At 72.6% G+C, this 18,245-nt stretch carries 19 protein-coding genes and 2 pseudogenes; 15 read left to right on the forward strand and 6 right to left on the reverse strand.

Annotated features, from left to right (window positions below; translation table 11 throughout):
• Positions 1-171 precede the first annotated feature (171 nt).
• Positions 172-939 carry an ABC transporter permease gene (locus ABTZ17_RS14295; protein ID WP_352195879.1) on the reverse strand — a complete coding sequence of 256 codons (768 nt, stop codon included), beginning with the start codon at positions 937-939 and terminating at the stop codon, positions 172-174.
• Positions 936-1,862 (reverse strand): ABC transporter ATP-binding protein, encoded by a 927-nt coding sequence (locus ABTZ17_RS14300; RefSeq protein ID WP_352195880.1) that lies wholly within the window; start codon positions 1,860-1,862, stop codon positions 936-938. The genes ABTZ17_RS14295 and ABTZ17_RS14300 overlap by 4 nt, the downstream gene beginning before the upstream one ends.
• A 121-nt stretch (positions 1,863-1,983) precedes the next feature.
• Between ABTZ17_RS14300 and ABTZ17_RS14305 the strand changes: the two genes are divergently transcribed.
• From ABTZ17_RS14305 to ABTZ17_RS14350, 10 genes are all read left to right on the forward strand, one after another.
• Positions 1,984-2,775, forward strand: a complete 792-nt coding sequence (locus tag ABTZ17_RS14305) for a formate/nitrite transporter family protein (RefSeq protein WP_352195881.1) — start codon at positions 1,984-1,986, stop codon at positions 2,773-2,775.
• Positions 2,776-2,893: 118 nt separating this feature from the next.
• The gene (locus tag ABTZ17_RS14310) at positions 2,894-3,631 is read left to right on the forward strand and encodes a helix-turn-helix transcriptional regulator (RefSeq protein WP_352195900.1); all 738 of its coding nucleotides are present in this window, start codon (positions 2,894-2,896) and stop codon (positions 3,629-3,631) included.
• On the forward strand, positions 3,628-5,043 hold the full coding sequence (gene sufB / locus ABTZ17_RS14315) for a Fe-S cluster assembly protein SufB (protein WP_352195882.1): 1,416 nt from the start codon (positions 3,628-3,630) through the stop codon (positions 5,041-5,043). Before ABTZ17_RS14310 ends, sufB begins: the two co-directional genes overlap by 4 nt.
• 89 nt (positions 5,044-5,132) lie before the next feature.
• A complete protein-coding gene (gene sufD, locus ABTZ17_RS14320; RefSeq protein WP_352195883.1) occupies positions 5,133-6,311 on the forward strand; it encodes a Fe-S cluster assembly protein SufD in 1,179 nt (392 codons plus the stop codon).
• Entirely contained in the window at positions 6,311-6,640 is a 330-nt protein-coding gene (locus ABTZ17_RS14325) for a bifunctional 3-phenylpropionate/cinnamic acid dioxygenase ferredoxin subunit (RefSeq protein WP_352195884.1), read from the forward strand. The genes sufD and ABTZ17_RS14325 overlap by 1 nt, the downstream gene beginning before the upstream one ends.
• Positions 6,641-6,647: 7 nt before the next feature.
• Positions 6,648-7,412 (forward strand): Fe-S cluster assembly ATPase SufC, encoded by a 765-nt coding sequence (gene sufC, locus ABTZ17_RS14330; RefSeq protein ID WP_352195885.1) that lies wholly within the window; start codon positions 6,648-6,650, stop codon positions 7,410-7,412.
• Positions 7,409-8,665, forward strand: a complete 1,257-nt coding sequence (locus ABTZ17_RS14335; RefSeq protein ID WP_352195886.1) for a cysteine desulfurase — start codon at positions 7,409-7,411, stop codon at positions 8,663-8,665. The genes sufC and ABTZ17_RS14335 overlap by 4 nt, the downstream gene beginning before the upstream one ends.
• A 19-nt stretch (positions 8,666-8,684) precedes the next feature.
• On the forward strand, positions 8,685-9,146 hold the full coding sequence (sufU, locus tag ABTZ17_RS14340) for a Fe-S cluster assembly sulfur transfer protein SufU (RefSeq protein WP_352195887.1): 462 nt from the start codon (positions 8,685-8,687) through the stop codon (positions 9,144-9,146).
• Positions 9,143-9,559, forward strand: a complete 417-nt coding sequence (locus ABTZ17_RS14345; RefSeq protein ID WP_502994676.1) for a metal-sulfur cluster assembly factor — start codon at positions 9,143-9,145, stop codon at positions 9,557-9,559. The genes sufU and ABTZ17_RS14345 overlap by 4 nt, the downstream gene beginning before the upstream one ends.
• 174 nt (positions 9,560-9,733) lie before the next feature.
• Positions 9,734-11,113 (forward strand): hypothetical protein, encoded by a 1,380-nt coding sequence (locus tag ABTZ17_RS14350; protein ID WP_352195888.1) that lies wholly within the window; start codon positions 9,734-9,736, stop codon positions 11,111-11,113.
• A gap of 63 nt (positions 11,114-11,176) precedes the next feature.
• Here ABTZ17_RS14350 and ABTZ17_RS14355 read toward each other — a convergent pair whose 3' ends face one another.
• Positions 11,177-12,466 (reverse strand): DUF8558 domain-containing protein, encoded by a 1,290-nt coding sequence (locus ABTZ17_RS14355; RefSeq protein WP_352195889.1) that lies wholly within the window; start codon positions 12,464-12,466, stop codon positions 11,177-11,179.
• Between the two features lie 138 nt (positions 12,467-12,604).
• On the opposite strand from ABTZ17_RS14355, the gene ABTZ17_RS14360 reads away from it, so the two are divergent.
• Positions 12,605-12,925 (forward strand): DMT family transporter, encoded by a 321-nt coding sequence (locus ABTZ17_RS14360; RefSeq protein WP_352195890.1) that lies wholly within the window; start codon positions 12,605-12,607, stop codon positions 12,923-12,925.
• On the forward strand, positions 12,925-13,485 hold the full coding sequence (locus ABTZ17_RS14365; RefSeq protein ID WP_352195891.1) for a TetR/AcrR family transcriptional regulator: 561 nt from the start codon (positions 12,925-12,927) through the stop codon (positions 13,483-13,485). The genes ABTZ17_RS14360 and ABTZ17_RS14365 overlap by 1 nt, the downstream gene beginning before the upstream one ends.
• A gap of 3 nt (positions 13,486-13,488) precedes the next feature.
• Here the strand turns inward: ABTZ17_RS14365 and ABTZ17_RS14370 are convergent, their stop codons facing one another.
• On the reverse strand, positions 13,489-14,445 hold the full coding sequence (locus ABTZ17_RS14370; RefSeq protein ID WP_352195892.1) for a winged helix-turn-helix transcriptional regulator: 957 nt from the start codon (positions 14,443-14,445) through the stop codon (positions 13,489-13,491).
• Positions 14,446-14,701: 256 nt separating this feature from the next.
• Between ABTZ17_RS14370 and ABTZ17_RS14375 the strand changes: the two are divergent.
• Together ABTZ17_RS14375 and dapD are read left to right on the forward strand one after the other, a co-directional pair.
• Positions 14,702-15,930: pseudogene (locus ABTZ17_RS14375) on the forward strand (MFS transporter).
• Between the two features lie 9 nt (positions 15,931-15,939).
• A complete protein-coding gene (dapD, locus tag ABTZ17_RS14380; RefSeq protein ID WP_352195893.1) occupies positions 15,940-16,917 on the forward strand; it encodes a 2,3,4,5-tetrahydropyridine-2,6-dicarboxylate N-succinyltransferase in 978 nt (325 codons plus the stop codon).
• A gap of 107 nt (positions 16,918-17,024) precedes the next feature.
• Here the strand turns inward: dapD and ABTZ17_RS14385 are convergent, their stop codons facing one another.
• Together ABTZ17_RS14385 and ABTZ17_RS14390 are read right to left on the reverse strand one after the other, a co-directional pair.
• Positions 17,025-17,663: a hypothetical protein gene (locus tag ABTZ17_RS14385; protein WP_352195894.1), complete on the reverse strand. Its 639-nt coding sequence runs from the start codon at positions 17,661-17,663 to the stop codon at positions 17,025-17,027.
• Between the two features lie 42 nt (positions 17,664-17,705).
• Positions 17,706-17,960: a hypothetical protein gene (locus ABTZ17_RS14390; protein ID WP_352195895.1), complete on the reverse strand. Its 255-nt coding sequence runs from the start codon at positions 17,958-17,960 to the stop codon at positions 17,706-17,708.
• A gap of 148 nt (positions 17,961-18,108) precedes the next feature.
• Between ABTZ17_RS14390 and ABTZ17_RS36900 the strand changes: the two are divergent.
• Positions 18,109-18,245, forward strand: a pseudogene (locus tag ABTZ17_RS36900) (LLM class F420-dependent oxidoreductase); the annotation flags it as partial.

Genomic DNA, 18,245 nt, shown 5'->3' on the forward strand with positions numbered 1-18,245 from the left:
CGCCGCACCGCAGGCCACACCCCCGCACGACGTGCGGGGACATCCTGACGGGTGGCCCGGCCCGGGCGGAAGGGTTCCGGCTCCCGGGGGGCGGTCGCCCGGCCGGCGGAACGCGCCGGCGCCACTTCGGGCGGCGGGCGGTGACACCGCCCGCCGGTCACCGCGGGCCGGTCACTCCCAGCGGAAGAACTTCGCCGCGGCCCCCAGGCCCAGCACCGCCCACACCGCCAGGACGGCCGCGTCCCCCCAGGGCAGCCCGGAGCCCTCCCGCAGCACCTCGCGCAGCCCGTCCGACAGGGCCGCGATCGGCAGCAGCTCCAGGACCGGGCGGACCGCGTCCGGGAACTTGTCCAGCGGCACGATGACCCCGCCGCCGACCAGCAGCAGCAGGAAGACCAGGTTGGCGGCGGCCAGGGTCACCTCGGCCTTGAGGGTGCCCGCCATCAGCAGCCCCAGCCCCGAGAAGGCGGCCGTGCCGAGCAGCAGCAGGACCGCCACCGACAGCGGGTCTCCGTGCGGGGACCAGCCCAGGCCCAGCGCGATCACGGTGAGCAGGGCCACCTGGAGCACCTCGGTCACCAGGACCGACAGGGTCTTGGAGGCCATCAGCGCCCACCGCGGCAGCGGGGAGGCGCCCAGCCGCTTGAGGACCCCGTAGCGGCGGTCGAAGCCGGTGGCGATGGCCTGTCCGGTGAAGGCCGTGGACATCACGGCCAGCGCCAGCACCCCGGGGGCGAGGAAGTCCACGGACTTCCCGGCCCCGGTGTCGACCACGTCCACGGAGGAGAACAGCACCAGCAGCAGGGCCGGGATGATCACGGTGAGCAGCAGCTGCTCGCCGTTGCGCAGCAGCATCCGCGTCTCCAGCGCGGTCTGCGCGGCGATCATGCGGGAGACCGGGGCGGCCCCGGGCCTCGGGGCGAACGTACCCGCGCTCATCCGCGCAGCTCCTTGCCGGTCAGTTCGAGGAAGACGTCTTCGAGGGTGTGCCGCTCCACGGCCAGACTGTCGGGCATCACCCCGTGCTGGGCGCACCAGGTGGTGACCGTGGCCAGCATCTGCGGGCCCACGTCCCCGGTGACCCGGTACACGCCGGGGAGGGGTTCCACGGCCCCGGCCCCGTCGGGCAGGGCCTTCAGCAGCGAGGCCAGGTCCAGGCCGGGGCGGCCGGTGAAGCGCAGGGTGTTCTCGGCCCCGCCGCGGCAGAGCTCGTCGGGGCTGCCCTGGGCCACCACCCGGCCCGCGTCCACGATGGCCACGTCGTCGGCGAGCTGTTCGGCCTCGTCCATGTGGTGGGTGGTGAGGACCACGCCCACCCCGTCGGCGCGCAGCTCGCGGACCAGCTCCCAGGTGGCCCGGCGGGCCTGCGGGTCCAGGCCGGCGGTGGGCTCGTCGAGGAAGACCAGCTCGGGGCGGCCGACCACGGCCATGGCCAGGGCCAGGCGCTGCTGCTGGCCGCCGGAGAGCCGCCGGTAGGGGGTGCGGCCGCAGTCCCCGAGGCCCAGCCGTTCGGCGAGCGGGGCGACCGGGAGCGGGTCGGCGTACAACCGGGACATGTGCGTGAGCATCTCCAGGGCGCGGGCCCCGGAGTACACCCCGCCGGACTGGAGCATCACGCCGATGCGCGGCCGGAGCGCCTCGGCCTGCGCGATCGGGTCCAGGCCCAGGACGCGGACGGTGCCGGCGTCGGGGCGCCGGTAGCCCTCGGCCGTCTCGACCGTGGTGGTCTTGCCGGCGCCGTTGGGGCCGAGGACCGCGGTGACCGTCCCGGCGCGGACGGTGAGGTCCAGCCCGTCCACCGCGGTCTTGGTGCCGTACCGCTTCACCAGTCCGCGGATCTCCACGGCGGGGTCGATGCTCATGCCGGGGAGTCTACGGAAGCCCGGAGGGGGTCCTAGGTCCCGGGGGTGGCGGGGCCCGAGGCCCTGGACCGGTGACTTTCCCCGCCGTTCCGGGGCCCCGGACGGGTCTAGCGTCGAAAGGGTGAACAGCATCGCGCAGAACGTCGACGTCACCTCGGGACTGGCCGAGCACAAGGCCCACGACCTGGCGCAGCCCACCCGCTACTTCGTGTCCGCGGTGCTCGCGGGCGCCTACATCGCGGTGGGGGAGGTGCTGCTGCTGGTGGCGGTCTCCCCGTTCGTGGCGAAGGGCTCGGCGGCCACCCGGCTGCTGGAGGGGGCGGTCTTCCCGGTGGCGCTGACCATCGTGATGTTCGCGGGGGCCCAGTTGTTCACCTCCAACGTCATGGTGATGCTGGTGGGCGCGTTGACCGGGCGGACCGGGGTGCGGGACCTGCTGGCCTCCTGGGGGCTCTCGCTGGCGGGGAACCTGGCCGGGGCCTTCCTGTTCGGGGCGATGGTGCACGCCTCGGGCGTGGTCTCCTCCGGTCCGGCCCGGAGCATGCTGGCGGAGATGGTGCACGGGAAGACGGCGCTCGGCGGCGGGCAGCTCTTCTGGCGCGGGGTGCTCTGCAACATGTTGGTCTGCCTGGCCGTGTGGATGTTCTCCCGGGCCCGCGGGGACGCCGCGAAGATCTTCGTGCTGTGGCTGCCGGTGGCGGTGTTCGTGGCCGTGGGATTCGAGCACTGCGTCGCGAATATGGCGGTCTTCGCTCTGGCGGTTCTCGACGGCTCGGCCGGTTTCGGAGATCTTTTGCGGAATCTGCTCTTCGTGGTCCCCGGAAACATCGTCGGCGGGGGATTGCTGGTGGGGGCCGTGTACTGGTTCACCGGAGGGTCGCGCAGGCGTCCGGGAGCGATCACTTCCGAATAATCCCGGACCGATTGATTAGGTAACCCTTAGTGATGGAGGCCACCAGCCCGGTCTCCGTCGCGGGTTGTCGGGGCTCCGCTAATTACGCAACAATGGCGTTGTGAAAAACGGCGAACGGATGATCGAGACCCCCCAGGGGGAGCTCGCGACCGGGGAGCGGTCCACCCGCAACCGGGTCGCGCGGTCCATCCTGGACCACGGTCCCTCCACCGTCGCCGACCTCGCGCAGCGCCTCGGCCTCACCCAGGCCGCCGTCCGCCGCCACCTCGACGCGCTCCTCTCCGAGGGGATGCTCGAAGCCCGCGAACAGCGCGTGTACGGCGCGCGCACCCGCGGCCGGCCGGCGAAGGTCTTCGCGCTGACCGACGGGGGCCGCGACGCCTTCGACCAGTCCTACGACTCGCTGGCCGTGGAGGCACTGCGCTGGATCGCGCAGTCCGCGGGGGGCGGGGACCACGGCGAAGCCGCCGTCGCCGCCTTCGCCCGGGCCCGCCTGGACGTCCAGGCCGTCGCCTACCGGGCGGCCGTCGAGGCGGTGGCCCCGGAGCAGCGCACCGAGGCGCTGGCCAAGGCATTGACCGCCGACGGGTACGCTGCTACGGCGAAGAGCGCTCCCGGTCCGCACAGCGGTGAACAGCTCTGTCAGCACCACTGCCCGGTCGCCCATGTCGCCGAGCAGTTCCCGCAGCTCTGTGAGGCGGAGACCGAGGTCTTCTCCAAACTGCTCGGGACGCACGTGCAGCGGCTCGCCACCATCGCGCACGGCGACGGTGTGTGCACCACCTTCATTCCGCGAAGCGCCGCACAGACCAACACATCAGCATCTGCAAGCACGGCCGGGAGGAACCCCGCATGACCACGGAGATTGCTCACCCTGAGCTCGAGGGCCTGGGCAAGTACGAGTACGGCTGGGCCGACTCCGACGCGGCCGGCGCCGCTGCCAAGCGCGGTCTGAACGAGGACGTCGTCCGGGACATCTCGTCGAAGAAGAACGAGCCCGAGTGGATGCTCAAGCTCCGCCTCAAGGGCCTGCGCCTCTTCGACAAGAAGCCCATGCCGACCTGGGGTTCCGACCTCTCCGGCATCGACTTCGACAACATCAAGTACTTCGTGCGTTCCACCGAGAAGCAGGCCGCTTCCTGGGAGGAACTGCCCGAGGACATCAAGAACACGTACGACAAGCTCGGCATCCCGGAGGCGGAGAAGCAGCGTCTCGTCGCCGGTGTCGCGGCCCAGTACGAGTCCGAGGTCGTCTACCACCAGATCCGCGAGGACCTGGAGGAGCAGGGCGTCATCTTCGTCGACACCGACACCGCGCTGAAGGAGCACGAGGAGCTCTTCAAGGAGTACTTCGGCACCGTCATCCCCGTCGGCGACAACAAGTTCGCCTCGCTGAACACCGCCGTGTGGTCGGGCGGCTCCTTCATCTACGTGCCCAAGGGCGTGCAGGTGGAGATCCCGCTCCAGGCCTACTTCCGGATCAACACCGAGAACATGGGCCAGTTCGAGCGGACGCTGATCATCGTCGACGAGGACGCCTACGTCCACTACGTCGAGGGCTGCACCGCCCCCATCTACTCCTCGGACTCGCTGCACTCCGCCGTGGTCGAGATCATCGTGAAGAAGGGCGGCCGCTGCCGCTACACGACGATCCAGAACTGGTCGAACAACGTCTACAACCTGGTCACCAAGCGCGCCGTCGCCTACGAGGGCGCGACCATGGAGTGGATCGACGGCAACATCGGTTCCAAGGTCACCATGAAGTACCCGGCCGTCTACCTGATGGGCGAGCACGCCAAGGGCGAGACCCTGTCCATCGCCTTCGCGGGCGAGGGCCAGCACCAGGACGCCGGCTCCAAGATGGTCCACATGGCGCCGAACACCTCCTCGAACATCGTCTCCAAGTCGGTGGCCCGGGGCGGCGGCCGCACCTCGTACCGCGGCCTTGTCGAGATCGGCGAGGGCGCCGCGGGTTCCAAGAGCAACGTCCTCTGCGACGCCCTGCTCGTGGACACCATCTCCCGCTCGGACACGTACCCCTACGTGGACGTCCGCGAGGACGACGTGACCATGGGCCACGAGGCCACCGTCTCCAAGGTCTCCGACGACCAGCTCTTCTACCTGATGCAGCGCGGGCTCACCGAGTTCGAGGCCATGGCGATGATCGTCCGCGGCTTCGTCGAGCCGATCGCCAAGGAGCTGCCGATGGAGTACGCGCTGGAGCTCAACCGGCTGATCGAGCTGCAGATGGAGGGCTCGGTCGGCTGACCCAGCCGACCCGGCCGGTCCGCCGGCCGCCCGCCCGCCCGCAGCACAGCGACGATTCTTAGACGCAGGAAGAGAGCAAGACGACAGCCATGGCTGAGGCTCAGAACATTCCGGCCGGTTCGACGACCGCCGGCGCGATCGCGGTGGCCGCAGAGTCCACCGTCGCCACCCGGATGAGCGCGCCCCCGTCCTTCGACGTGGCCGACTTCCCCGTGCCCCACGGCCGCGAGGAGGAGTGGCGCTTCACCCCGCTGGAGCGCCTGCGCGGCCTGCACGACGGCACCGCCGTCGCCAACGGCACCATGAAGGCCCAGATCGACGCCCCCGACGAGGTCACCGTCGAGTCCGTGGACCGCGGTGACGAGCGCATCGGCAAGGCCGGCACGCCGGTGGACCGGGTCGCCGCCCAGGCGTTCTCGTCCTTCGCCAAGGCCACGGTCGTCACCGTGCCCAAGGAGACCGTGCTCGCCGAGCCGATCCGCGTCGCCCTGCACGGCGAGGGCGGCACGACCTTCGGCCACACCGTCTTCGACATCAAGCCCTTCGCCGAAGCGATCATCGTGATCGACCACACCGGCGACGGCGTCCGCGCCGCCAACGTCGACATCCTCGTCGGCGACGGCGCCAAGGTCACCTTCGTGTCCGTGCAGGACTGGGACGACACCGCCGTCCACACCTCCCAGCACAACGCGCTCATCGGCCGCGACGCCACCTTCAAGTCCGTCGTGGTCACCTTTGGCGGCGACCTGGTCCGCCTCCACCCCCGGGTCAGCTACGCCGGCCCCGGCGGCGAGGCGGAGCTCCTCGGCGTGTACTTCACCGACGCCGGGCAGCACCAGGAGCACCGCCTCCTGGTCACCCACGACGCCCCGCACTGCAAGTCCAACGTGGTCTACAAGGGCGCGCTCCAGGGCGACGCCGCCCACGCCGTGTGGATCGGTGACGTCCTCATCGAGAAGACCGCCGAGGGCACCGACACCTACGAGATGAACCGCAACCTCGTCCTCACCGACGGCGCGCGGGTCGACTCGGTCCCCAACCTGGAGATCGAGACCGGCGAGATCGTCGGCGCCGGCCACGCCTCCGCCACCGGCCGCTTCGACGACGAGCAGCTGTTCTACCTCCGCTCCCGCGGCATCCCGGCCGACGAGGCCCGTCGCCTGGTCGTCCGCGGCTTCTTCGCCGAGCTCGTCCAGCAGATCGGCGTGGACGACATCGAAGAGCGGCTGATCGCCAAGATCGAGGCCGAGCTGGAAGCGTCCGTCTGATGACGTACCTGAAGGCATGCGAGCTGAGCGAGCTGGGCGAGGACACCCCCAAGCGGGTGGAGATCGACGGCACGCCGGTGTCCCTCGTCTCCACCGAGGGAGAGGTGTTCGCGATCCACGACATCTGCTCGCACGCGAACGTCTCCCTCTCGGAGGGCGAGGTCGAGGACTGCCAGATCGAGTGCTGGCTGCACGGCTCCGCCTTCGACCTGCGCACCGGCAAGCCCTCCGGCCTGCCGGCCACGCGCCCCGTCCCCGTTTACCCCGTAAAGATCGAAGGAGGCAGCGTTCTCGTGGACGTCAGCGCCTCCCTCACCCAGGAGTCCTGAGGCACCCATGGCTACGCTTGAAATCAACGACCTGCGCGTCTCCGTCGAGACGGAGAGCGGCTCCCGCGAGATCCTCAAGGGCGTCGACCTCACCGTCAAGCAGGGCGAGACGCACGCCATCATGGGCCCCAACGGCTCGGGCAAGTCCACCCTCGCCTACTCCCTGGCCGGGCACCCGAAGTACACCATCACCGGTGGCACCGTGACCCTGGACGGCGAGGACGTGCTGGAGATGGAGGTCGACGAGCGCGCCCGCGCCGGCGTCTTCCTCGCCATGCAGTACCCGGTCGAGGTCCCCGGCGTCTCGGTCTCCAACTTCCTGCGCACCTCCGCCACCGCCGTCCGCGGCGAGGCCCCCAAGCTGCGCACCTGGGTCAAGGAGGTCAAGGAGGCCATGGAGCGGCTGTCCATGGACCCCTCCTTCGCCGAGCGCAACGTCAACGAGGGCTTCTCCGGCGGTGAGAAGAAGCGCCACGAGATCCTCCAGCTGGAGCTCCTCAAGCCGAAGATCGCGATCCTCGACGAGACCGACTCCGGCCTCGACGTCGACGCCCTGCGCATCGTCTCCGAGGGCGTCAACCGCGTCCGCGAGACCGGTGAGGTCGGGACCCTGCTGATCACCCACTACACGCGCATCCTGCGCTACATCAAGCCCGACTTCGTGCACGTGTTCGCGAACGGCCGCATCGCCGAGTCCGGCGGCGCCGAGCTCGCCGACCAGCTCGAGGCCGAGGGCTACGACAAGTACGTGAAGGGTGGCACGACCGCGTGACGCAGCTGCCTGGCCTCCTCGACATCGAGGCGATCCGCAAGGACTTCCCCCTGCTGGATCGTGTGGTCCACGACGGGAAGAAGATCGTTTACCTGGATTCCGCGGCGACCTCGCAGAAGCCCCGCCAGGTCCTCGACGCGCTGAACGAGTACTACGAGCGGCACAACGCCAACGTGCACCGCGGCGTGTACCTGGTCGCCGAGGAGGCCACGGCACTGTACGAGGGCGCCCGCGACAAGGTGGCCGCCTTCATCAACGCGCCGAGCCGCGACGAGGTGATCTTCACCAAGAACGCCTCGGAGTCGCTCAACCTGGTCGCCAACATGCTGGGCTGGGCCGACGAGCCCTACCGCGTGGACCACGAGACCGAGATCGCCATCACCGAGATGGAGCACCACTCCAACATCGTGCCGTGGCAGCTGCTCTCGCAGCGCACCGGCGCGAAGCTGAAGTGGTTCGGTCTCACCGACGACGGCCGCCTGGACCTGTCGAACATCGAAGAGGTCATCACCGAGAAGACGAAGATCGTCTCCTTCGCGCTGGTCTCCAACCTGCTCGGCACCGTCAACCCGGTCGAGACCATCGTGCGCCGCGCCCAGGAGGTCGGCGCGCTGGTCCTGATCGACGCTTCCCAGGCCGCCCCGCACATGCCGCTGGACGTGCAGGCCCTCGGCGCCGACTTCGTGGCCTTCACCGGCCACAAGATGTGCGGCCCGACCGGCATCGGCGTCCTGTGGGGACGGCAGGAGCTCCTGGAGGACCTGCCGCCCTTCCTCGGTGGCGGCGAGATGATCGAGACCGTCTCGATGCACTCCTCCACCTACGCCCCGGCGCCCCACAAGTTCGAGGCCGGTACGCCCCCGATCGCCCAGGCCGTCGGCCTCGGCGCGGCCGTGGACTACCTCACCTCGATCGGCATGGAGAAGATCGCCGCCCACGAGCACGCGATCACGGAGTACGCCCTCAAGCGGCTCCAGGAGGTCCCCGACCTGCGGATCATCGGCCCCACCACGGCCGAGGACCGGGGCGCGGCGCTCTCCTTCGTGCTGGGCGACATCCACCCCCACGACGTGGGCCAGGTCCTCGACGAGCAGGGCATCGCGGTCCGCGTGGGACACCACTGCGCGCGCCCGGTCTGCCTCCGCTACGGAATTCCCGCGACCACCCGGGCGTCGTTCTATCTGTACTCCTCTCCGGCCGAGGTCGACGCACTCGTCGACGGGCTGGAGCACGTACGGAACTTCTTCGGATAAGAGGGCGACGAGGGCCGCTGTGAAGCTGGATTCGATGTACCAGGAACTGATCCTGGACCACTACAAGCACCCCCACGGCCGTGGCCTGCGCGAGGGCGACGCCGAGGTGCACCACGTCAACCCGACGTGCGGCGACGAGATCACGCTGCGCGTGAAGTACGAGGGCGACACGCTCACGGACGTCTCGTACGAGGGCCAGGGCTGCTCCATCAGCCAGGCCAGCGCTTCCGTGCTGAACGAGATCATGGTCGGCAAGGAGCTCGCCGAGGCGCAGAAGATCCAGGAGGCGTTCCTGGAGCTGATGCAGTCCAAGGGCAAGATCGAACCGGACGAGGCGATGGAAGAGGTGCTGGAGGACGCCGTGGCCTTCGCCGGCGTCTCCAAGTACCCGGCCCGCGTCAAGTGCGCCCTCCTCAGCTGGATGGCCTGGAAGGACGCGACCGCCCAGGTGATGGGCGACGCGGAGAGGAAGACCGCATGACCGAGAACGCAACGCCCGAGGCGCCGGTGGCCGAGTCCGCCGAGGCCGCCGCCGCGGAGACGCCGGCCGCGGTCGAGGCCGCGGCCCCGCAGGCCGGGCTCAAGCCCGCCAGCGAGGAGGAGGTCCGCGAGGCCCTCTACGACGTGGTCGACCCCGAGCTGGGCATCGACGTGGTCAACCTGGGCCTGATCTACGGCATCCACATCGACGACGCCAACATCGCCACCCTCGACATGACCCTGACCTCGGCGGCCTGCCCGCTGACGGACGTCATCGAGGACCAGGCGAAGTCCGCCACCGAGGGCATCGTCAACGAGCTCCGGATCAACTGGGTCTGGATGCCCCCGTGGGGTCCCGACAAGATCACCGACGACGGCCGCGAGCAGCTCCGCGCCCTGGGCTTCAACGTCTGAGGCCCGCCCGTCCCACCCGAAGGCCCCCGGCATCCGCTGCCGGGGGCCTTCGGCGTGTCCTGTTCGCCCGGCGTACCCGTGGTGGCCCCCGGCCGTTCGTCCGCGGACCGGAGCCTGCTCCTCGGCGTCAGGACGTCATGCGGATGCGAGAAAGGCTTCACCGTGCAGCTTCACATGTCACAGATCACCCGGCGGACCGCCCTGGTGGCGGGTGCCGCCGCGCTGGCCACCACGGCGGCGCTGGTCCCGGCGCGGGCGGCCTCGTACGGCACTCCGACGCTCTCGCTGTCGGCGGGGTACCTGAGCGGGGCCGTGGGCGCCGTGGGGGACCCGGTGGTGGACGTGACCGTGGCGCAGAGCGGGGCCGACGCCTCCGCGCTCACCGTCTCCGTGACGGCGAGCAGCAAGAGCTCCGTGGCCGGCACCGGGGACGTGACCGTCACCGGTGCCGGGGCGGTCCGCCGGCTCGCGGTCGCCGCCCGCGGCAAGGGGTACACCACCCTGACCGTGAAGGTGGCCGGGCTCGGCGGCAAGAGCGCGACGAAGACCCTCTCCTACGCGGCCTCCGGGGCCGTGCGGGACCCGGCCGGGACCCGCTACCTGACCGGCTCCTCCGACGCCTCCGCCGCCGTGGACCTGGGCGGCGGTTTCGCGGTGGTCGCGGACGACGAGTCCAACGTGCTGCGGCTGTACGACCGGTCCCGCTCCGGTGCCCCCGTGCGCACCTGGGACTTCGGCTCCCAGCTCGGGGTGAGCAAGGAGGTGGACATCGAGGGCGCGGCCCGGGTCGGCGACACGATCTACTGGACCGGCTCCCTGGGGAACAACAAGGACGGCGAGTACAAGGCCCCCCGCAACACCGTCTTCACCACGAAGGTGACCGGTTCCGGGGCCTCCGCCCAGCTGAGCTTCGGCGGCGCCTACAAGAAGCTCCGGGAGGACCTGGTCGCCTGGGACGAGGCCCACGCGAACCGGTACGGCTTCGCCGCCGCCACCGCGGCCGGCCAGGTGCCCAAGCAGATCGACGGGTTCAACGTGGAGGGTCTGGAGTTCGCCCCCGGTTCCACCACCACCGCCTACCTGGGCTTCCGGGCCCCCCTCGCGCCCGCCGTCCCGGGCGGCAAGGCGCTGCTGGTGCCGGTCACCAACATCGACCGGGTGCTCGCCGCCGGGGCGAAGCCGGTGTTCGGCACCGCGGTGGAGCTGGACCTCGGCGGGCTGTCCGTCCGGGACCTCCGCCGCAACGACGCCGGGCAGTACCTGGTGCTCGCCGGCTCCTGGGCCGCCGACGACAACAGCGACCCCTACGCGCTCTACTCCTGGGACGGGGTCCCGGGGCACGCCCCGGTGAAGCGGGCCGACCTGCCGACCACCGACCCGGGCGGCTGGGAGGCCGTGGTCGACGTCCCTGACCTGACGCAGCCGGGCGCACGCGTGCAGCTGGTCACGGACAACGGATCGGCGGACCTGTACGGGGACGGCACGGAGGCCAAGGACCTGGCGCGGCCGGAGTTCAAGAAGTCCCGCGCGGCCTGGTTCACCCTGGGGTCCTGACCGCGCCGCGGCCCCGACCGGACGCCCCGACCCTCGGGGGTCCGGGCCGGGGCCGGCGCGGTCTCAGCCCGCGGGCGGGCCGGCGGGGTCCTGGGGTCCGGAGGGGACGGGCGGGCCGGACGGGCCGGCGGGGTCCTTGCCCAGGTCCACCGGGGCGGCCGCGGGTCGCGGCACGGCCGCGTCCCGCGGATCGGCCGGGACCGCCGGTGCGCCCGTACCGGGCGGCGGACCGTAGGGGGCGCCCGGGCCCGGCGGGGGAGCGTAGACGGCGCCAGGCGGGGGCCCGTACGCGGGGGGAGCGGGCGGCACGTACCCGGGGAGCAGGGCCGAGGCCAGGTCCTCCCGGCGCAGCCGCTGGTCCACGTAGAGCAGGCCCGTGACCAGCTGCATGTAGCCGATCTGGAAGATCTGGCTCACCACCATGCCGACCAGCAGGAAGGCCGCGTACACGAACATCCCGATGACCAGGCCCAGGACGGAGCCGCCGTCGGCTTCGGCGCTCAGGCTGGTCGGGATCAGGCTGAGGACCCCGGCGATGGCGAAGGGCATCTGGATGACGTACCCGACGGCCCCGGCGATGAGGCCGCCGACCAGGGCGATGCCGAAGGTCCGCCACCAGTCCCCGCGGACCAGGTGCGCGGACCGGCGCAGCGCGCGGACCGGGCCGAGGTTCTCGCAGACGGCGACCGCGGGGGCGAGCAGCAGGCGGACGCCGATCCAGACGCACGCGGGCAGCGCGGCGAGGAAGAGCAGCGGGGCCAGCAGGACCAGGTCCCGGCCGCTGCCGGTCGAGGACTCCGCCGCGATCGCGGCCACCAGCACGGCCAGGCCGGGGAGCAGCGGCACCGCGACGACCAGCATCGTGAGCAGGTACGTGCCCAGGACGGAGGGGAGGCGGGACCAGGAGCGGCGCCAGAGCGCGCCGAAGGTCAGCGGGCGGCCGGTGACCGCCTCCTGGACCACCGCCGTGGCGGCGGTGGCGATGAGCAGCATGCAGAGGAACTCCGTCACGAGGACGAAGATCCCCAGCGGGATGCTCCAGGCCAGGATCGGGGCCAGGTGCCGCTCGGGGACCTCGGAGCCCTCCGGGAGCGAGACCAAGGCGCTGACGTCCTGGTGCACGAAGGCGTAGCCCAGGCCGGCGAGCAGCGCCGTGACGGCCGTGATCAGGCCCTGGAAGGCCAGGGCCACGCCGAGCAGCGGCTTCCAGTAGCGGCCGAAGGCGGAGAAGGAGCCGCCGATCACGTCGCCGAGGGTCAGCGGCCGCAGGGGCACGACCCCCGGCTGCGGCGGCGGGGGCGGCATCCAGCCGCCGCCCCATGGCTGTGGTCCCCACCCCGTGTGCTGCGTCATCGTCCGCTCCGTGCCGTTCCGTCCCCTGGGGGCCGTCGAGGCCCCCGCCACGGTAACCCGACGCTCCGGCAAAGTGGCACCCGCCTGCGCGAACACCGTTGTGTACGCGGGTACACAACGATGTGTACGCTGGTACACATGCCCTACCTCCTGCTCGCCGCGGCCATCGTCGCGGAAGTCGCCGGCACCACCGCCATGAAGTTCAGCGAGGGCTTCACCCGGCTGTGGCCCTCCCTCGGCGTGGTCCTCGGCTACCTGGTGGCCTTCACGCTGCTCGCGCAGACCCTCAAGTCCATGGAGGTGGGCACCGCCTACGCGATCTGGGCCGGGGTCGGCACCGCCGCCATCGCGGCCATCGGCATGCTCTTCCTCGGCGAGACCGCCTCCGCGGCCAAACTCGCCGGGATCGTGCTGGTCATCGCCGGGGTGGTCCTGCTGAACCTGGGCGGCTCCCACTGATGCCCGGGTCCAACCGCCGCCACGACCCCGACCGCCGGGACCGGATCATCGACGCCGCCCTTCGCGTCGTCCGGGAGCGCGGGATCGCGGGGCTGACCCACCGCACCGCCGCCGCGGCGGCCGACGTGCCGCTCGGTTCCACCACCTACCACTTCGCCACCCTGGACGACCTGCTCGTGGCAGCCCTGCGCCGGGCCGACGAGTCCCACGCGGCACGCGCCGTCTTCTCCGCCCGCACCACCGGACCGCCGCCCCCCGACGAGGACCTGGCCGCCGGACTTGCCCGGCTGCTGGGGGAGTGGCTGTCCGGAGACCGGGCCGGGGTGGAGCTGGAGTACGAGCTCTACCTCGCGGCCCTGCGCCGACCGGCCCTGCGCCCGGTGGCCGCCGAATGGTACGGGGCCGTCACCGCCGCCCTCGCCGAGCGCACCGACCCGCGCACCGCCCGCGCCCTCGTGGCGGCCATGGACGGGATCTGCCTCCGGGTGCTGCTGACGGGGGCCCCGTACGAGGAGGAGGACGCGCGTCAGGCGCTGGCGCGGCTGCTGCCCCGGGGCTGAGGCTCAGGCCCCGGGGTCGGTGCCGTCACCGCCCGGGGCGCGGCCGGCTTCCGGAGCCTCGGCGGCCGTCCGCCGGTCCCGCTCGGTCGCCGCGCGGACCGCTTCGAGGGCGGCCGTGAGGGAGCCGGGGATGTCGGGGATCGGGTAGAGGACCTCGCGGACCAGGCGGTCCCGGTCCAGTACGAGGGTCAGTCGCTTCAGGCGGCTCACCCCCGCCGCCCGGAAGGTCGGCAGCCGCAGGGCCGCGGTCAGGGCCTGCTCCGCGTCGGAGAGGAGCGGGAAGCCCAACCCCTCGGCGGCCGCGAACTCCCGCTGCTCGTCCGGCCGCTGGGTGGACACCCCGACCACCGCGGCCCCCGCGGCGGTGAACTCCGCCAACCGGTCCCGGTACCCGCAGGACTCCAGGGTGCAGCCCCGGGCCCCCGGGAGCGCGGCCCAGCCGGGCGGGTAGGACTCGGCGCGGGCGTAGGCCCCGGGGAAGCAGTACAGGACGGTGTACGGCAGCTCCGCCGACACCGGATCGACGACCGTCCCGTCCGTGCCGGGCAGCAGCAGCTCCGGCAGCCGGGTCCCGCGCAGCCCGTGCACCCGACCCGCCTCGCGGGAGGCGGAGTCGGCGGTCGCGGAGGTCTCGCCCTCGCCGAGGACCCAGGTGTCGCCCCAGTCCTGGAGGGCCACCAGCACGGGCAGCAGGGCGCGGCCCCGCGGGGTGAGCCGGTACGCGTGCCGCACCGGCCGCTCCTGGTACGGCTCGCGGCTGAGCACCCCGGCGTCCACCAGCATCCGCAGCCGCTCGGCCAGCACCTTCCGGGAGAGGCCCAACTCCCTCTGGAACTCCTCGAAGCGGCTCAGTCCGCGGGCCGCGTCCCGGACCACGAGGAGGGTCCACCAGTCGCCGACGACGTCCAGCGCCTGCGCGATGGCGCAGTCGGCGTCGCCCAGGCTCGTGCGCTGGGCCATCGGGGCTCCGTTCGCGGGAGGTCGTACGAGGGGGAGGGGGTGGAGGGTGTTGTCCCGAGGCTGCCATGCTGACATAGTGAGTTCCCAAAAGGAACTGACTCGGTGCGGGGGCGGCATGACGGGGGACGGCGCGCGGGGCGCGACGGGCGGGGCGGCGGGACCGGCGCGACCGGCGGGTGGAGCCGCGGGCGGCGGGGGAGCGGAGCCCGCGGACGGGGGTCCGGCGGAGACCGGGACGGGCGGCCCCCTCCAGGGCCTGCGGGAGGTGCCCCGACCGGTCCGGCTCCTCGCCGCCGGCACCTTCGTCGGCGCGGTGGTCGGCTTCACCTTCGTCTTCGTCTTCGTGTACCTCACCGGGCCGCGCGGCCTGGGCGCCGCCGCCGCCGGACTCCTCACCGGCGTCGGTGGCGTGGGTCTGGTCGCGGGCAACTTCACCGGCGGCTGGTTCGGGGACCGCCACGGCCACCGCCGGGTGCTGCTGATCGCCTCGGCCGCCGGCGGCACTCTGATGCTGACGCTCCCGCTGCTCCCGACCCCGCTCCTCTGGCTCGCCCTCCCGCTCGTGCAGTACGCCGCCGGGGTGTCCGCGCCGCGAACTCCGCCCTGATCGCGGTGATGGTCCCGGAGGGGGCCCGCCGCCAGTCCTACGCGGTGATCCGCTGCGCGGCCAACGGCGGCTTCACCCTCGGCCCTCCGCTCGGGGCCCTCCTCGCCACGGCCGTCTCCTACGACTGGATCTTCGTCGCGGACGGCATCGGCACCCTGTTCCTCGCCGTCTGGACCGCCCGGGTCGTCCCGGCCCGGGCGGCGGCGCGGCGGGCCGCGGCCCCGGACGGGGGTCGGGGCCGCGGCATCCTCCGCGAACTGCGGGCCCGGCCCGCCCTGCTCGTCCTCTTCGCCGCGATCCTGATCACCGACGTGGTCTACCGGCAGCAGTACTACACGCTCCCCGTCCACCTCGCCGAACAGGGCCTGGGCACCCGGGCCTACGGCCTCCTCGTCGCCGTCAACGGCGGGGTGATCCTGCTCCTCGAACTGCCCCTGGCCCTCGCCCTGCGCCGGCACCCGGCGCTCCGGGTCATCGGCACGGGACTGGTCCTGGTCGGCGCGGGGTACGCCGCCCTGCTGCTGGGCGGCGGGGTCCTCCCCGCGGTCCTGATGATGGTGCTGCTCTCCCTCGGCGAGATCCTCTACAAGACCACCGCCACCGCGTACGTGGCCGACGAGTCCCCCGCGCACGCCGTGGGCCGCTTCCAGAGCCTGTACGCCGGGGTGTCCGTCAGCGGGGTCGTCCTCGGACCGCCCCTGGGCGGCGCCCTCTACGGGGCGGCCCCCGGACTGCTGTGGCCGGCGTGCGCCCTGCTCGCGGCCGGGGCCGGGGCGGCCGTGCTGCTCACCGGGTCCCCGCCGGCGGCACGGCCGCCCCGGCGGGCGGCGGGACCGGCCCGTGAGACCGGTTCGCCCACGAAGGCCCTCGCCGGTTAGGTTTCGGGCATGACTACGCGTACCACCGGCGCCGTCGCCGCCGGACTTGCCACCCTCACCTCCGACGGCACCGTCCTCGACACCTGGTTCCCGGCCCCCGAGCTGACCGCGGAGCCGGGCCCGGCGGGCACCGAGCGCCTCACCGCCGAGCAGGCCGTGGAACTCCTCGGCGCGGGCGCGGCCAAGGCCGTCCGCACCGACGCCGTCCGCGGCGTCGAGGTCGTCGCGGTCCGCACCGTGATCGCCTCCCTGGACGACAAGCCGCTGGACGCCCACGACGCCTACCTGCGCCTGCACCTGCTCAGCCACCGGCTGGTCAAGCCGCACGGCCAGAACCTCGACGGGGTGTTCGGCCTCCTCGCGAACGTGGCCTGGACCTCGCTGGGCCCGGTCGCCGTGGACCAGGTCGAGACCGTCCGCCTCAACGCCCGCGCCGAGGGCCTGCACCTCCAGGTCACCTCGATCGACAAGTTCCCGCGGATGACCGACTACGTCGCCCCCAAGGGCGTCCGGATCGCCGACGCCGACCGGGTCCGCCTCGGCGCCCACCTGGCCGAGGGCACCACGGTCATGCACGAGGGCTTCGTCAACTTCAACGCGGGCACCCTCGGCACTTCCATGGTCGAGGGCCGGATCTCCGCGGGCGTCGTCGTCGGCGACGGCTCCGACATCGGCGGCGGCGCCTCCACCATGGGCACCCTCTCCGGCGGCGGCAAGCAGATCATCTCGATCGGCGAGCGCTGCCTGCTCGGCGCCGAGTCCGGCATCGGCATCGCCCTCGGTGACGAGTGCATCGTCGAGGCCGGCCTGTACGTCACCGCCGGCACCCGGATCACCCTGCCCGACGGCCAGATCGTCAAGGCCCTGGAGCTGTCCGGCGCGAGCAACATCCTGTTCCGCCGCAACTCCACCACCGGCGCCGTCGAGGCCCGCCCGAACAACGCGGTCTGGGGCGGCCTGAACGAGGTCCTGCACAGCCACAACTGACCCCACCGCCGGGCCCGTTCCACCGGACCGGCCCCGCACGACACCCCTCCCGGCCCCGGCCGCGGGGGGTGTCGTCGTTCCCGGGCACGGGCGCGGGCGCGGTGGGCTCAGGGGGTGGGGCGGGTGGCGAGGCGGTGGGCGGCGGCCAGGAGGGCGGCGCGGTCGGCGGGGGCGGGCGGGACCGGCCCCCCGGGCCCGTCCAGGCAACTGCGGCGGAACCGGCGGAACAGCTCCACTTCCGGATCGCCCACGGAGCCCCCGGGCACCGGCCCGCCGCCGATCAGCCTCAGGCCCTCCCGCAGCCCGATCCGGCGGGTGGCCACCAGCTCCCCGTACCAGCGCAGGGCCGAGGCCAGGGCGGCCTCCCGCTGGGCCGGGGTCACCGGCAGCAGGTCCAGCTCCCGCACCACCGTCCCGAACAGCCCCCACGGATCGGCGTGGCCCGCGGCCAGTCGCCACAGGGCGGGGGAGTCGAGGCCGACGAGCATCGCGTCGAGGGCGGCCTCCACCAGCTCCTCCGGGCACCCCGACGAAGACTCCCCGGATTCACCGGATTCACCGGATTCACCGGATCCCCCGGATTCACCGCATGCGACGGATTCCGCGGAGCGGGCCGCGGCCAGCAGGCGCAGTCGGCCCAGGGCCACGTCGGCGGGGGTGCCGCGCTCACCGGCGGGCAGGGCGGGCAGCGCCGGGACCGGGCGGGGCCGGGGCACGGGGCCCCCGGGGGCGTCGCCATCGGTCATCGGCTCGGATTCCCGCCGGGTGCGTTCGCGAAGGCCGGCAGGTCAGTTCTGCGGGAGGGACCGGACGAGACCGGCGAAGGCCCGCTCCTCCTCCTCGGTCAGCTGCACGCTCTCCATGGGGTGGCCGGCCGCGCCGCGCTGTCCGGGGATCGCCGCCAGGCCCTCGTAGGCACCCGGTTCCGGGTGGTGGAAGCGGCTGTCCCAGAGCATGTGGCCCAGACCGATCACCCAGACCAGGGCCGCCACCAGCAGGACGGCCAGGCCGATTTCCTGAGCGAGCGAGACGGAGGGGAACACGCGGCCTCCCAAGGACGAGCGCGGGCGGGTGCGAGCGCAAACGGGTCGTGCGGTGCCACTCAACACCACATCCGGGGCGAAACGCCGGGCAGTGTGGCGAGGATCACGCCAGGGTCGAAAGTCCCGAGTTGTCCCGGAGTGGTCCCGGGGTGGGCGGGGAGCGGTCGGCGCGGTGTCCCGGAGGGGCCCGGACGCACGGGAGCGCCCCGGCCGGGACCCGAAGGAGCTCCAGGTGGTGCCGTACGCCGTGCACCCGAGCCCCGGGAAGCTCGCCCACTACGCCGA

The sequence above is a fragment of the Streptomyces sp. NPDC097619 genome, assembly GCF_040302735.1.
Lineage (GTDB): Bacteria > Actinomycetota > Actinomycetes > Streptomycetales > Streptomycetaceae > Streptomyces.